18 protein-coding genes are annotated in these 13,626 nt (G+C 66.3%); 11 read left to right on the forward strand and 7 right to left on the reverse strand.

The annotated features are described in order from the left end of the window. Positions 1 to 38 precede the first annotated feature (38 nt). The 8 genes from JOF57_RS14455 to JOF57_RS14490 all read left to right on the forward strand — a co-directional run bounded on the left by JOF57_RS14455 (position 39) and on the right by JOF57_RS14490 (position 5,818). A complete protein-coding gene (locus tag JOF57_RS14455; RefSeq protein ID WP_209917512.1) occupies positions 39 to 392 on the forward strand; it encodes an MmpS family transport accessory protein in 354 nt (117 codons plus the stop codon). Between the two features lie 37 nt (positions 393 to 429). Continuing rightward, entirely contained in the window at positions 430 to 885 is a 456-nt protein-coding gene (locus tag JOF57_RS14460; protein ID WP_209917513.1) for a hypothetical protein, read from the forward strand. 28 nt (positions 886 to 913) lie between these two features. Then, the gene (locus tag JOF57_RS14465) at positions 914 to 1,195 is read left to right on the forward strand and encodes a hypothetical protein (RefSeq protein ID WP_209917515.1); all 282 of its coding nucleotides are present in this window, start codon (positions 914 to 916) and stop codon (positions 1,193 to 1,195) included. A 191-nt stretch (positions 1,196 to 1,386) separates the two neighbouring features. Next, entirely contained in the window at positions 1,387 to 1,668 is a 282-nt protein-coding gene (locus tag JOF57_RS14470; protein ID WP_209917517.1) for a hypothetical protein, read from the forward strand. A gap of 136 nt (positions 1,669 to 1,804) precedes the next feature. After that, on the forward strand, positions 1,805 to 2,416 hold the full coding sequence (locus tag JOF57_RS14475; protein ID WP_209917519.1) for a TetR/AcrR family transcriptional regulator: 612 nt from the start codon (positions 1,805 to 1,807) through the stop codon (positions 2,414 to 2,416). Continuing rightward, a complete protein-coding gene (locus JOF57_RS14480) occupies positions 2,413 to 3,489 on the forward strand; it encodes a DUF1214 domain-containing protein (protein ID WP_209917521.1) in 1,077 nt (358 codons plus the stop codon). The genes JOF57_RS14475 and JOF57_RS14480 overlap by 4 nt, the downstream gene beginning before the upstream one ends. Continuing rightward, on the forward strand, positions 3,486 to 4,748 hold the full coding sequence (locus tag JOF57_RS14485; RefSeq protein ID WP_209917523.1) for a sulfotransferase family protein: 1,263 nt from the start codon (positions 3,486 to 3,488) through the stop codon (positions 4,746 to 4,748). The genes JOF57_RS14480 and JOF57_RS14485 overlap by 4 nt, the downstream gene beginning before the upstream one ends. Continuing rightward, the gene (locus tag JOF57_RS14490) at positions 4,745 to 5,818 is read left to right on the forward strand and encodes a zinc-binding dehydrogenase (protein WP_209917525.1); all 1,074 of its coding nucleotides are present in this window, start codon (positions 4,745 to 4,747) and stop codon (positions 5,816 to 5,818) included. The genes JOF57_RS14485 and JOF57_RS14490 overlap by 4 nt, the downstream gene beginning before the upstream one ends. Positions 5,819 to 5,843: 25 nt before the next feature. Here the strand turns inward: JOF57_RS14490 and JOF57_RS14495 are convergent, their stop codons facing one another. Then, positions 5,844 to 7,043 carry a winged helix-turn-helix domain-containing protein gene (locus JOF57_RS14495; RefSeq protein WP_209917527.1) on the reverse strand — a complete coding sequence of 400 codons (1,200 nt, stop codon included), beginning with the start codon at positions 7,041 to 7,043 and terminating at the stop codon, positions 5,844 to 5,846. 95 nt (positions 7,044 to 7,138) lie between these two features. Between JOF57_RS14495 and JOF57_RS14500 the strand changes: the two genes are divergently transcribed. Beyond that, complete coding sequence (locus JOF57_RS14500; protein ID WP_209917528.1) at positions 7,139 to 8,380, forward strand: DUF4303 domain-containing protein; 1,242 nt, start codon at positions 7,139 to 7,141, stop codon at positions 8,378 to 8,380. Here the strand turns inward: JOF57_RS14500 and JOF57_RS14505 are convergent. Continuing rightward, positions 8,362 to 8,853 carry a dihydrofolate reductase gene (locus tag JOF57_RS14505; protein WP_209917531.1) on the reverse strand — a complete coding sequence of 164 codons (492 nt, stop codon included), beginning with the start codon at positions 8,851 to 8,853 and terminating at the stop codon, positions 8,362 to 8,364. The two genes, JOF57_RS14500 and JOF57_RS14505, sit on opposite strands and share 19 nt — an antisense overlap. Next, on the reverse strand, positions 8,850 to 9,650 hold the full coding sequence (locus JOF57_RS14510) for a thymidylate synthase (protein ID WP_209917532.1): 801 nt from the start codon (positions 9,648 to 9,650) through the stop codon (positions 8,850 to 8,852). Before JOF57_RS14510 ends, JOF57_RS14505 begins: the two co-directional genes overlap by 4 nt. A 42-nt stretch (positions 9,651 to 9,692) precedes the next feature. On the opposite strand from JOF57_RS14510, the gene JOF57_RS14515 reads away from it, so the two are divergent. Then, positions 9,693 to 10,442 carry a dienelactone hydrolase family protein gene (locus JOF57_RS14515; RefSeq protein WP_209917534.1) on the forward strand — a complete coding sequence of 250 codons (750 nt, stop codon included), beginning with the start codon at positions 9,693 to 9,695 and terminating at the stop codon, positions 10,440 to 10,442. Between the two features lie 22 nt (positions 10,443 to 10,464). Beyond that, positions 10,465 to 11,382, forward strand: a complete 918-nt coding sequence (locus tag JOF57_RS14520; protein ID WP_209917536.1) for an HpcH/HpaI aldolase/citrate lyase family protein — start codon at positions 10,465 to 10,467, stop codon at positions 11,380 to 11,382. Positions 11,383 to 11,389: 7 nt separating this feature from the next. Here JOF57_RS14520 and JOF57_RS14525 read toward each other — a convergent pair whose 3' ends face one another. Genes JOF57_RS14525 through dapB form a run of 4 tightly spaced genes read right to left on the reverse strand, consistent with a single transcriptional unit; the run spans position 11,390 to position 13,524 of the window. Continuing rightward, complete coding sequence (locus JOF57_RS14525; RefSeq protein ID WP_209917538.1) at positions 11,390 to 11,854, reverse strand: hypothetical protein; 465 nt, start codon at positions 11,852 to 11,854, stop codon at positions 11,390 to 11,392. Between the two features lie 13 nt (positions 11,855 to 11,867). Beyond that, positions 11,868 to 12,323, reverse strand: a complete 456-nt coding sequence (locus JOF57_RS14530; RefSeq protein WP_209917540.1) for a flavodoxin family protein — start codon at positions 12,321 to 12,323, stop codon at positions 11,868 to 11,870. Next, positions 12,320 to 12,790: a hypothetical protein gene (locus JOF57_RS14535; RefSeq protein ID WP_209917542.1), complete on the reverse strand. Its 471-nt coding sequence runs from the start codon at positions 12,788 to 12,790 to the stop codon at positions 12,320 to 12,322. Before JOF57_RS14535 ends, JOF57_RS14530 begins: the two co-directional genes overlap by 4 nt. Then, positions 12,787 to 13,524 (reverse strand): 4-hydroxy-tetrahydrodipicolinate reductase, encoded by a 738-nt coding sequence (gene dapB, locus JOF57_RS14540; RefSeq protein WP_209917544.1) that lies wholly within the window; start codon positions 13,522 to 13,524, stop codon positions 12,787 to 12,789. The genes JOF57_RS14535 and dapB overlap by 4 nt, the downstream gene beginning before the upstream one ends. Positions 13,525 to 13,626: the final 102 nt, after the last annotated feature.

Below are 13,626 nucleotides of genomic sequence, written 5' to 3' on the forward strand. Positions count from 1 at the left end.
GCCGCCCAGCCCCACCCACCGCAATGGAAGGTCTTTCGATGCTACGCACGACCGTTCGCGCAGCTCTAGCTGCGACACTCCTCACCGCGCCCATCGCCGCTGCCATCCCGGCCCACGCCGCCGGCGACCGAGTCCGCTACGAGATCGAGTCCAATGGGCCAGTCTCACTGGTCACCTACATCGACGGTATCGGCGATATCCAACAGGATTCGCCAGCCAGTGCGACGTACTGGCGCGAGTTCACCAACGTCGCGACGTTTCCGTTCTACAGCGTGAGTGCGCAGACCAACGGCACCTCCGTTGCCTGCCGTCTCTTCGTCAACGGGAAACTCGTCGACTCGAACAGCTCGCTCGGCCGGTACACCATCGCCGACTGCAGCTACGCCCCTTAGCCAACAGACCTCGAACAGTCTGAGAAAGAACAGCATCATGAACATCACTACGCACCGAAACACTCTGGCCCTGTGCACGCTTGGCGTAGCGCTCACGCTCGCGGGCTGCGCCTCGCCAGATCGTGTCTCCTCGAATCCCGCGGACGCACCGACGTGGGACGCCGGGTTGTCGTCGTCTACGACACCGTCCCCCGTGGCATCGCCGCCGACGGCTGCCGATTTCGTCATCGGCGTGGTCGTCACCGAGCAGAAGTGTTTCGGCTCGGCGGGCTGTAACTACCGGTACACCATCAACCCGCAATACGTGAGCTCAAAACCGCTGCCGGAGAAGACGACCGTGGTCTTCAAGGTGACCGGTGGCGATCAGGATCAGGTCGGCAATTTCACCATCGACGCCGACGGAACGGCGACCTTCGACCGGGAGACCGGCATTTCCGGCCCCGAGGGCGCCGACCTGCACGCCACCGTCACCCAGGTCCTGTCCGGGCGCTGACATTCACCTGCCCACGAGGGGAGCCACCATGAGTTACCAGGTAATCGATCTGGTGCGGGAACGGGCCGATGAGCACCACTGGGAGTTGGTGTTCGACAGTGACCCGAACCGGGACCTGCGCACCACCGTCTGGGAGCACCGGCACCCTGCCGAAACGGGTCAGCCGATCGAGTTGGAGACTGCATTCAGCCCGGACGGCCGGATCGTATCCTCCGAGCGACGACGGGGCGGCATCACCCACAAGTGCATCAAGTCCACCGATGCATTCGGTTCGACCGAGGTCTATCTCGAAGCGCTGCAGATGATCTGAGCCACCCAGGCCGACGAAATGGACGCTGATCGAGGGGTAGTGACCATTTCGTCCACCTCACCGTCCCCCGATCGGTGGATAGACAGTTCGTCCGACCGTAGACCGATCAGCGGACAGACGACGGATGCCGCTTGAACCACGCTTGACCTACCCACAGTCAGGTACGCACCTCAACGAGACAGAGGAACGCTATGCACTACGAGATGCTGGATCTGGTCCGCGAACGCGCCAACGAGAAAGACTGGGACCTGATCTTCGACAGCGGCCCCAATGCGGAGTACCGGACCATGGTGTGGGAGCACCCCATGCTCAGCGCAACCGGCGTGGTGACGGAACTGGAAATCGGGTTCAGCCCGGACGGTCGCATCATCTTCTCCGAGCGGCGACGCGGCGGCGTCCCCCACAAACGCGTCAAGCCCGCCCACGCCTTCGCCTCGACCGATGTCTGCCTGGCCGCCCTGCAGATGATCTGACCCCCATTCACGGCGCCGTTTTCGACCCTGGGGCGACTGCTCGACGACGACCACGACCCGGTGTCGAAAACGGCGAGAAAAGCGAGCGCCAACCCAGCCCTTGACCTCATTACGTGACGTATCGTAACGTAATCGTGTGTCCTCGCTCACAGGCCCCGGACGGCCGCGTGACCCCAAAACCCAACGCGACATCATGAGCGCCACGCGTCGCCTGCTGGCTCGTGACGGCTATGACCAGCTGTCCATCGAGGCCGTCGCCCGTGAGGCCGGCGTCAGCCGGCCCACCATCTACCGGCGTTGGCCGTCGAAAACCCATCTGGTCTTCGACGCCGCATTCGGCCAGCCACCCGGCGGTGAACTCCTCCCGGTCTCCGAAGATTTCGAGACCGACCTGCGTGGCTTCATCTCAGCGGTGCTCACCTTCTGGCGTGATCCCGTGGTCGAGGCCGCCGCACTCGGCATCCTCACCGAACGTCGCCGCGACCCGGAACTGCACATCCGGACCCAGCAACTACTCGACGAGCAGACCAAGGGCGCCTTCCGATCCCTGGTCTCCTCCGGCGTGGAGCAGGGCCGGATCCGCCCGGATGTCGACGTCGACATGGTCTACCAAGCATTGATCGGCACCGCGTTCTACACCGCCCACATGGAGCCGGACATCGACGTCGAGGACACCGCAGATCGATTGTGCTCCTTGCTGATCGAAGGAGCAGGACGTATCCACCCACCAAGGAAGGACCAACCATGACCGACAAGGCCGAACTGTCGGAGGCGTTCAACGCGCTTCTCGACGCGGTGCGCGCCATCGAGCAGAAGTTGCTCACCGCCGAACCCACGCTGAGCGAACCCGACCTGCTCGACGGGTACCGCCTGGCGTTCAGCGTGCTGCGGGTCAGCGTCGACGCCTACGTGTGGGGCGACCGCGACAAGCCGATCCTGGTCGACGCCACCAGCCCGTATCTCAAATGGGGCGGCGACAACGCGGACGCCTTCTATCAGCTCGCCCCGCTGAATCCGGCCCGCACCTACCGCGTCACCGGTAACCGCGGCGACGCGGTGTACATGTCGATGACCGTCTACGGCGGGCCGGGTGAGGGCCGCTACAGCGACCGCATCGTGGGCACCATCAACAATCGCGACCTGGAGTTCGACGAGGATGGGAACTTCGAGTTCATCATGAGCCCCGACCCCCACCCGGGTACCTGGCTCAAACTGGATGCCGACGCCGAATTCGCTTTGACCCGTAACTATATGAACGATTCCGCGACCGAACGCCGGCCGGAGTGGCGGATCGAGACGGTCAATCCGCCCGCCCGGCGCTCGGACAGTGCCGCGGAGCTGGCCCGCCGCTTCCGCTACGCGAAGAACTGGCTGCAGGAACAGGTTTCCTTCCTGCCCACCAAGGTGGAGCCCGCCAACCAGCTGCACCCGCCGTTCCCGGTGCCCCAGAATGCCTACGGGTGGTCCGCCGGCGATGCGGCATACGCCATGGGCTCCTACGATCTGACGTCGGATCAGGCCCTGATCATCGAGGGCACCTCACCGGAGTGCGTGTTCTGGAACCTCTGCCTGTGGAATCCGTTCCTGCACACCTTCGACTACACCCACGAGCGTGTCACCATCAACGGCGCACACGTCACCTACGAATCGGACGGGTCCTGGCGGATCGTCGTCAGCGAGAAGGACCCGGGCCACCCGAACTGGGTCTCGACGGCTGGGCGGTCCACGGGCCTGATGTGGCTGCGCTGGTTCCTGCCCGAGGAGACTCCCGCGCAGCCGCAGTGCCGCGTCGTCCACGTGGCCGAGGTCGGTGCCCTGTGACCACCAACGTGCAGCGTCCGGCACCGATCCGGTTCGACGACCTGGCAAACCCGGTGTATCCCCCGGCCGCCCAGCCGATTCGCGATGGACTCGCCGCCTACGGCGCGAACCTGGACCTCAACCCGAACGCGTTGCTGACGGCTGCAACCGAGCGGTCCGGGCTGGACGATTTCGGCGACCCGGCGTTCCGGGAACGTCTCGACGTGCTGTGTACCGCACTGCGTGACGAAGCGGGCCTGTCCGATACGGGGGTGGGGATCGTGTTCGAGCAGCTGGTGGGCAACCTGGTCAACCGGCTGCGGTTGGAGGCGCTGATCGCCGACCATCCCGAGATCGAGGGCATCGAGATCGAGCGGCCGATCATCATCTGCGGTCTCCCCCGTACCGGCACCACGCATCTGCACAATCTGCTCGCCGCGGACCCTGCACTGCGCTATCTGCCCTACTGGGAGAGCCTCGAGCCGGTGCCCGGCCCCGGCGAGGACACACCGGCACCGCGTCGGGACCGCTGCGCCGCCGGCCTGGAACTGGTGAACACCTCGATCCCGGAGTTTCGCCGGATGCACGACATGACCGTCGAGCACGCCCACGAGGAGATCCAGCTCCTGGCCAACGACATCTCCGGCATGCTGTTCGAAACCGCCTATTACGTGCCGAGTTTCACCGCCCACTACCAGGCGCACGACCAGGCGCCGTCATACGCCTACGTCAAGCGCAGCCTGCAGGCGATGCAATGGCTCCGTGGCGGAACCCGCTGGGTACTCAAGTCACCGCAGCATCTGGAGCAGTTCCCGACCCTGGCCGCCACATTCCCGGACGCGACTTTCGTTGTCACCCATCGTGATCCAGTCGACGTGACGCTGTCGATGATGACCATGATCTGCTACGCCATGCGGATGGGCGTGTCTGCGCCCGATGTGGCCAAGATTACCGGGCACTGGCTGGGGCGCATCGACGATCTGCTGGCGGGCTGCATCCGCGATCGCGACGCGCTGCCCGCCGGGCAGTCCATCGACGTCCGATTCGACGACTTCATGGCGGACGAGCAGGGCACCCTGGCCGAGATCTACCGACTCGCCGACCAGCCGTTCGGCGACGATGTACGCGCGGCGATGACCGGCTTCCTCGCCGAGCACCCCCGCGGGCGTTATGGGGGCGTCATCTACGACGCGGCGGACGTTCACGTCGATCGGGCTGCCCTGGCCGAGCGGTTCCGCGCCTACCGGGAACGCTTTCTCACCACCACGGAGGGCAAGTGAATCAAACTGCACCACAGCCCATCTCGGCGGAGGCGTGGGTGGCCACCGCGCTCGGTGAGCCCACCGACGTACTGGAACGCCAAACGGTGGAGGTGCGGGCACCCGGCCCCAACGAAGTCCGGGTGGCGGTCCGCGCGTTCTGCCTGAACTTCAACGACATCGACATCATCAAGGGGCGCTACACCACACTGCCGCTGCAGCCGCCGTTCGTGCCGGGAATGGAATCTGTCGGGGTGGTCGAAAGCGCGGGCCTGGGCGCCGAACACCTGGTCGGCCGCCGCATCGTCGGGATTCCGGTGATGGCGTTCGGCGGGTATGCGTCCTACGCCATCGTCGACGCCGCGACAGTGCTCGATCTGCCGGACTGGGTCAGCGACGTCGACGGCGCCGCCCTGCACTACCCGTTCCATCTGGGCTGGTTCGCACTACGCGAACGCGGCCGGTTGAAGCCCGGCGAGACGCTGCTGGTGCACGCGGCGGCCGGCGGCACCGGGTCAGGCGCCCTGGTTCTCGGAAAGGCACTGGGTGCCAGGGTGATCGCCACCGCCGGCAGCGACGAGAAGCTCGAGCTCTGCCGGAAGCTGGGTGCCGACCATGTCGTCAACTACCGCAACAGCGGCTGGGTCGATGAAGTCATGGACCTCACCTACGGCCGCGGCGTAGACGTCGCGTTCGACGCGGTGGGCGGCAGCGTGACGACGGATACGTTCCGTTGCATGGGATTCAACGGCCGCCACCTGATGGCCGGGTTCGCCGAGGACATCGCACTGGAGGACGGCGACTACATCTCGCCGCGGCCGATCGCCTACGGCAACTTCGACGTATGCGGAGTGTGTCTGGTCTACGTGACCGATCCCCTGGCCGTCCGCCGCACCCTCGGGTTCAACTGGCCGGCCCGCTCCGAGGGCCTCGACGCCCACGTCCGGATTCTCGAGCTGATGCGTACCGGCCGGCTACAGACTGTGGTGGGCGACAACGTGGCATGGGATCAACTGCCACAGGCATTGGCACGGATGGCCGCCCGCGAGACCACCGGACGTTTGGTGGTGAGTACCGGCGCACACGACTGACCCCGCGTTACCGCTGCGCCGCCGCTCATCCCAGTGCGCGGCGCAGCGCGCCGGCGAGATCTCCTCGCTGCCCGACCGTGACGTCGTCCACCCCGAGCCACGCGGCCATCGCCCGCAACTCCCCTGCCAACGCGTCGGCCACCCGAAAACGGTCCTGGCCGTCCTCGGTATACGCACCCAACACCTGCAGCGCTCCGTCGGTGCGTTTCAGGTCCACCCGCGCCACCAACTCCCCGTCGAGCAGGAACGGCCATACGTAGTAACCGAATTGGCGCTTGGGTGCGGGCGTGTAGATCTCGATGCGGTAGTGAAAGTCGAACCACCGCTCAACCCGGGGACGGAAGAAGATCAACGGGTCGAACGGACACAACAGGGCCGTCCCCCGGTCACGGCGCGGCACGGTCTGACCCGTTCGCAGGTAGGCCGGGGTGCCCTCGACGTCGACAGGCTCAAGCTCGCCGTCGGCCACGAGCTTGGCGATCGCGGGCTTGACCTGTTTGGCGCCCATCCGGAAGTAGTCGCGGATGTCGGCCTCAGTGCCGACGCCCAGCGCGGTGGCCGCGCGTAGGGCCAACTCCCGAACCGCTTCCTCGTCGTCGACCGTTCGGGCCACCACCGCCGGTGGCAGCACCCGTTCGGTGAGGTCGTAGTGCCGGGCGAAGCCGACACGCGTCGCCGTCGTCAGGACTCCCGAGGACCACAACGCCTCGGCCACCCACTTGGTTTCGCTGCGGTCCCACCACGGTCCCTTGCGGCCGCGCGGCTCGGATTCCAGGTGGGCTTCGATCTGGCCGGCTGTGGACGGCCCGAGCTCGGCGACCGCAGCCACGATGTCCTCAGCCAGCTTGGGGTTCTTCCGGACGATCTCGGTGCCCCACCGGCCGTGGGTGTACTCCCGCATCCGCCACCGCAGCAGCGGCCAATCCTCGACCGCCATCAACGCAGCCTCATGTGCCCAGTACTCCACCAGAAGTCGCGGTGAACGCGCGCTGTGCGACCACGCGGCCCGGTCCAGGGCGTCGCGGTCGTAGGGTCCCAGCCGACTGAATACCGGCGCGTAGTGCGCCCGCACCGCCACCGATACCGAGTCGAGCTGCAGCACCTGAATCCGGGAGATCAACTTCCGCAGGTGCGCACGGGTGACCGGGCCGCGGGGTTTGGGGTCGTGAAACCCTTGTGCGGCGACGGCGATGCGGCGGGCCTGCGCGGTCGTGAGGGTAGCCACCTGGCCATCGTTCCCTACGGCACCGACAAGTAGCGGAGCGGATTGGAGCGAGAGACCGACAAGTAGCGGAGCGGATTAGAGCGATACTGGTCCGCGTGGCATTGGACTGGGATGCGTTCGAGACCGAGTTGACCCTGGCCGCTGGGGAATCAGTACGCGCGCTGGTCGCTGCCGCCGCCTCGGAGAGGCCGTATGCCGTGGCGTTCAGCGAGTTCTATGCCGAGACCACCGGGGTGATCTACCTACCTAACCTGGCGCTGGCCACCGAGGAGTCGGTCGAGGATCCGGATTGCCGATTCAGTCCACCGGACTGGGAGCACCAGGACTATGAGTGGGGCGAAACCGATTCACAGTGGGGTGATCGGCTGAGCGCCGCCGTGACGGGCCTTCCCCGCGCACAGTGGGAGCAGGAGTGGGACCGGTTCGCCCAGGCGATGCTGAACATCGCCGCCCGGACGCGGGCCGCCTTGGTCGCCGACGGCACCCTGCCCGGCGATGCGGTGGTCTACCTCGATGACGAGGACGCCGATCTGCTGGTTCGTTCGCTGACCGCCGACGAACTGCGGCGTCACTTCCCCGAGTACCTCGCCGCAGCCGAGACTGAACGCGACCTGCTGGCCATGCCGGTCGAGCAGCGGGTGGCCGCACTCGCCGCGGCCGCCGGTCTGATCGCCGGGCCGGTCAGCGAACTCGGCCGGGAACGCGCGACCGAACTCCTGCTCGACACCGGCGCCGCTGCGGTACCGGCCGCCATTGCGGCACTCGGGAATCCCGAGACCGCCTGGACGGGCGCCAAACTCCTCGCCGACCTGAACATCGCGACGCCAGAGGTGATGGACGCGCTGTGGACGGCCCTACCGCTGCGCGGCAACGCTCACGACTGGGTGGCCACGGCACTCGGTCGCCTCGGTGCCGGGTCGGAGGTGCTGGCCCGCGCCGATCTTCCGGCCGATAGCAGATCGGCCGCCGTCGCCGCACCGTACCGTTCGTTTCGCGATCATGGGCGCGGGCACCTGCCGCTGGACTACACGCTGCTGGCCGCCGGGCTTGCCGATCCGGGAGTCGCGGGGGCGGTCGCAAAGGATCTGAAGCCTGGAACCGGGTATTGCACTCTGGACCGGGCCGATCTACCGGGTGTCCGGACCGGGCTCGACCATTCCGAGCCGGTGATCCGCCGTCACGCGGTCATCGTTCTCAGCGATCTGATCGGACCGATGGGCCCCGGAGATCTCGACCGTCATGTGGTCAAGGATCTGGAGCGACGGATCGACGAGCTGGCCACAGACGATCCCGACAGTGAGGTGCGCAGACTGGCCGGCTACAGCGTGCGCACGTAGCTGCAGAACCGGTACCGCAGCCCTGAGCTGCTGGTCAGCCAGTCCCCCGGGACCCGGGTCCAGGAATCGTCGAGCGTCGGCGCCATCGCGTCGCCCTCGGCGGTCGGCAGATCGATGTCGATCTCGGTGACCTCACAGCGGTCGGCGAACGGGAGGGCCTGGGCATAGATCTGCGCTCCGCCGATCACCCAACCCCGGAATACGTCGTCAAGTCCGGTCAGTACCTCGGCGCCTTCTGCGACATACCCGGGGTTGCGGGTGATGACGACGTTGCGCCGCCCCGGCAACGGACGGACCTTGGCCGGCAGTGACTCCCAGGTCCGCCGGCCCATCACCACGGTCTGTCCGAGGGTGAGTTGCTTGAATCGGGCCTGATCCTCCGGCAGCCGCCAGGGAATGCCATTGTCGCGGCCGATGACGCCCGTGCTCGACTGCGCCCAGATCAGCGCCAGCCGTCGAAGATCACCGGTCATACAGCGACGGGTGCCTTGATCGCCGGATGTGGGTCGTAGTTCAGAATCGCGATATCCTCGTACTCGTAGTCGAAAATTGAATCACGCTGAGCCAGAACGAGTTCCGGGTATGGCCTGGGCTCCCTGCTGAGCTGCAGGGCCACCTGCTCGACGTGGTTGTCGTAGATGTGGCAATCCCCGCCGGTCCAGACGAACTCGCCGACGCCGAGCCCGGCCTGCGCGGCCATCATGTGGGTCAGCAGGGCGTAGCTGGCGATGTTGAACGGCACGCCGAGGAACAGGTCTGCGCTGCGCTGATACAGCTGGCAGGACAGCTTGCCGTCTGCGACATAGAACTGGAAGAAGGCGTGGCACGGGGGCAGCGCCATCTGCGGGATCTCGCCGACATTCCACGCCGAGACGATGTTGCGCCGCGAATCGGGGTCCCGCTTGAGCAGATCCAGCGCGTTCGAGATCTGGTCGATGTGCTCACCCGACGGCGTCGGCCACGACCGCCACTGAACGCCGTAGACCGGTCCCAGATCGCCTGTCTCACTGGCCCATTCATCCCAGATCGTTACGCCATGATCCTGCAGCCACCGCACGTTCGAATCGCCGCGCAGGAACCACAGCAACTCGTAGATCACCGATTTGGTGTGCACCTTCTTGGTGGTGAGCAACGGAAATCCGGCGGCCAGGTCGTAGCGCAGCTGATGTCCGAACAGGCTGCGGGTGCCGGTGCCGGTGCGATCGGATTTCGGCACGCCCTGCTCGGTCACCTTCCGCAGGAGGTCCTCGTAGGGCGTCTGGATCGGCACACGGCCAGCTTACGTGGCGCCACGAGGAGTAGAACGGAAGCCATGCCGACCACCCAGGACACCATCACCACAGCCGACGGCACCTGCCGCGTCACCGTCGCGACCCCGGACGGCGACGGTCCCTGGCCTGGGGTTGTGCTGTTTCCCGACGCCGGCGGCCTACGCCCGGCCATGGAAGAGATGGCGGCCGAGTTGGCCGGATTGGGTTATGTCGTGCTGGTGCCCGACGTCTATTACCGCAATCCGGGCTGGGGCCCGTTCGACCTCAACACCGTGTTCAGCGACCAGGAGCAGCGCAAGCAACTCTTCGGGTTGATGAGCACTCTCACCCCGGAGATCTTCGCCGCGGACGCCGAGGCGTTCTTCGACTATCTGGCCGCCCGGCCCGACGTCACCGGCGAGAAGTTCGGCACCACCGGCTACTGCATGGGTGGCCGGGCCTCGCTGATCGTCGCCACCCGGGTGCCGGAGCGGGTCGCGGCCGCACTGTCCTTCCACGGCGGCCGGCTGGCGGTCGAAGACGATCCGGACAGCCCCCACCTGCTGGCCGACAAGATCCAGGCGACGGTCTATGTGGCCGCGGCCGAGAACGACGCCTCCTTCACCGAGGACGACGGCAAGAGGTTGGAGGACGCACTGTCCGGCGCAGCCGTCGACCACACCATCGAGTTCTATCCCGCGACGCACGGCTTCGCGGTGCCGGATCACAAGGCGGTGTACGACGAGGCAGCTGCAAAGCGGCACTGGGAGAACACGCAGCGGGTGTTCGGGGCCGCTTTTGCCACGGCATAGGCGGTAGGCGACGATTGACGGCGTGTATGACCAGCCCTTCTCCGACGAGTCCCACCCCACCGAGCCCGGATTCCGGATCGACCCGGTACTGGCGCGGAGCTGGTTGCTGGTAAACGGCGCGCAGTACGAGCGGTTCGCCCCGGCGGCCCGCTCCCGCGCCGACATCGTCGTCCTCGACATCGAGGATGCGGTGGCCCCCAAAGACAAGGTCGCCGCGCGCGAGAAGGTGACCCGCTGGCTGGCCGAGGGCAACAGTGACTGGGTCCGGATCAATGGCTTCGGCACCCCGTGGTGGGCTGATGACCTGGAGATGTTGGCCGGCAGCGCGGTGGGCGGCGTCATGCTGGCCATGGTCGAGTCCGTGGACCATGTCACCGAGACCGCCCGACGCCTGCCGGACGTGCCCATCGTCGCGCTGGTGGAGACCGCCCGCGGCCTTGAGCGGATCACCGAGATCGCGTCGGCCAAGGGCGCATTCCGACTTGCCTTCGGCATCGGCGATTTTCGGCGCGACACCGGCTTCGGAGACAACCCGGCAACGCTGGCGTACGCGCGCTCACGCTTCACCATCGCCGCGAAGGCCGCCGGACTGCCCGGCGCCATCGACGGACCCACCGTGGGGTCCAGCGCGCTGCGACTGTCGGAGGCCACCGCGGTCTCGGCCGAGTTCGGTATGACCGGCAAGATCTGTCTGACACCCGATCAGTGCCCGACGGTCAACGAGGGCCTGGCCCCCTCCCAGGACGAGATCAGTTGGGCAAAGGAGTTTTTCGCCGAATTCCAGCGTGATGGCGGCGAGATCCGCAACGGGTCAGACCTGCCCCGTATCGCCCGGGCCAACAAGATCCTGGATCTGGCGAGGGCATACGGCATCCACGAACCCGAGTACAGCGACGATCCGGATCACGTGCCTGCCCCCTCCGACACGTATCACTACTGAGGTTCGCTCAGGCCTGCTGTTCGTCGTCGTTGCGGTGCAGGAAGCTGTTGACCGCGCGGACCACTCCGCGGCCCGCGTAGATACCCGCGGCGACCGACACGACGATCATCGCGATGAACATCACCAGCCAGTTGGACCGGCTGTGACTGACGTTCCACCAGATGATGGTGAACAGCACGGCGCACACGAAAACGACGATGTCCCGCCAATTCCCGCGGTAGGACATCGCGGCTTCACGGATCTCGCGACTGCGGTCACTCGCGTCGATCAAGCCGTCGATACGTTCGTCGATGCTGGCCTTCAGTCGTGCCTTCCGTTCGACGTCTTCGGCGGGCAACCGGTCCAACAGATCGAGATCCTTGGTGATCATGCCCCGCAGGTCCGGCGGTTTGAGGTTGCCCGCGATGACACCCAGCATCGCGCCACCGGCGATGGGAGCGGCTCCGAGAGCAAGGTCGGCGATCCCCGGCATAGCTGTCCTCTCGTCATTCCATCAGCGTGGCAGCCAACGTGCCGCCCAATTCGTAGGCCCGTTCCCGGACGGCTCCGTCCACCACTCCCGCAACTTCAAGCACGTCAGCCGCTTTGACCAACGCCAGCCCGGTCACAATCTTGTCGACCGCGTTCGCCGCACCGACCGTGTCGTTGTTGCCGTGCACCCACAACCCATAGGGGCGCCCGGCCACATGGTCGAGGCTCGGGTAGTACACCGTATCGAAAAAGTGCTTAAGGGCACCGCTCATATAGCCGAAATTCGCTGTGGTGCCGAACAAGTAGCCGTCGGCGGCCAACATGTCGGTGACAGTCGCCGCCAACGCCGGCTTGGCCTGCACCTCGACACCGGAGATGTCCGGATCGTGCGCGCCTGCCAGTATCGCTTCCAGAAGTTCTCGCGTTGCCGGAGACGGCGTGTGATGCACCACCAGCAGCGTCCTGGTCATGACGCCTGTTGTTCCTGCATCTGTACGGCGGTGCGCATGGTCTCCCGGGCGCGGGAGCGATCGCCGGCGAAGTCGTAGGCGCGGGCCAGCCGGTACCAGCGAACCCAGTTATCCGGGTCGGCTTCCAGTTCGGCCTTGACCGTCACGAACAGTGCGTCGGCAGCGTCGCGCTCGATACGACCCGACGGCCGCGTCGGCAGTGTGCTGACATCCAGTTCCATGTCTTGTTCGCGGGCCAGGCGCGCCAACCGTTGATGCGCCAGGCCGGCCCGCAGCGTGGTGACGAGCACCCAGATGCCGATCAACGGGAACGCGAGCAGTGCCACACCCAGCCCGATTGCGGCGGCTTCACCCGAGGTGATGAAGATCCACGCGGTACGCCCGAGCATGAGGAAGTAGGCGATCAGCGCCAGGCACATGAAGCCGATCACCAATTGAATGCGCAGCGACCGCGCGCCGTCGTTCACGACAGTGCGAGCAGCGGTTCAATGCCGATGGTCAGACCCGGCCGCTCGCCGACCTTGCGCACGGCCAGGAGCACGCCCGGCACGAACGAGGACCGGTCCAGGCTGTCGTGCCGGATCGTCAGGGTCTCCCCCTGCGTTCCGAACAGCACCTCCTGGTGTGCGACCAGTCCGGCCACCCGCACCGAGTGCACCGGCACGCCGTCCACATCGGCGCCGCGGGCTCCCTCCAGGCCGGTGCTGGTGGCGTCCGGGTTGGGCGGCATGCCCTTGCGCGCCTCGGCGATGAGCTTCGCGGTCCGAGCGGCCGTGCCGGACGGTGCGTCGGCCTTGTGCGGATGGTGCAGTTCGATGATCTCGACCGATTCGAAATAGCGCGCCGCCTGCTGGGCGAAGTGCATCGAGAGCACGGCGCCGATGGCGAAGTTCGGCGCGATGAGCACCGCGGACTCGGGCTTCTCCTTGAGCCAGGCTTCCACCTGTTCGATGCGCTCCCAGGTGAATCCGGTGGTCCCGACAACGGCGTGAATACCGTTGTCGATGAGGAACTTCAGGTTGTCCATCACCACGTCGGGATGGGTGAAGTCGATGACCACGTCAGTCTTGCTGTCGGTGAGCAACGTCAGCGGATCGCCGACGTCGACACCGGTCGAGAACGTCAGATCCTCCGCGGATTCGACCGCGTGCACCATGGTCGCGCCGACTTTGCCCTTAGCCCCGAGAACGCCAACTCGCATGGTGGGGAGCCTACTGCCCGTGCTTGCCGGCGGTATTGGGGCCGGTCCGAGAAACTTTGGCCCCTTTTGTCACTACAGCCTCAAACCGGCCAAACCTGTCAC

The sequence above is a fragment of the Mycolicibacterium lutetiense genome, from assembly GCF_017876775.1.
GTDB lineage: Bacteria > Actinomycetota > Actinomycetes > Mycobacteriales > Mycobacteriaceae > Mycobacterium > Mycobacterium lutetiense.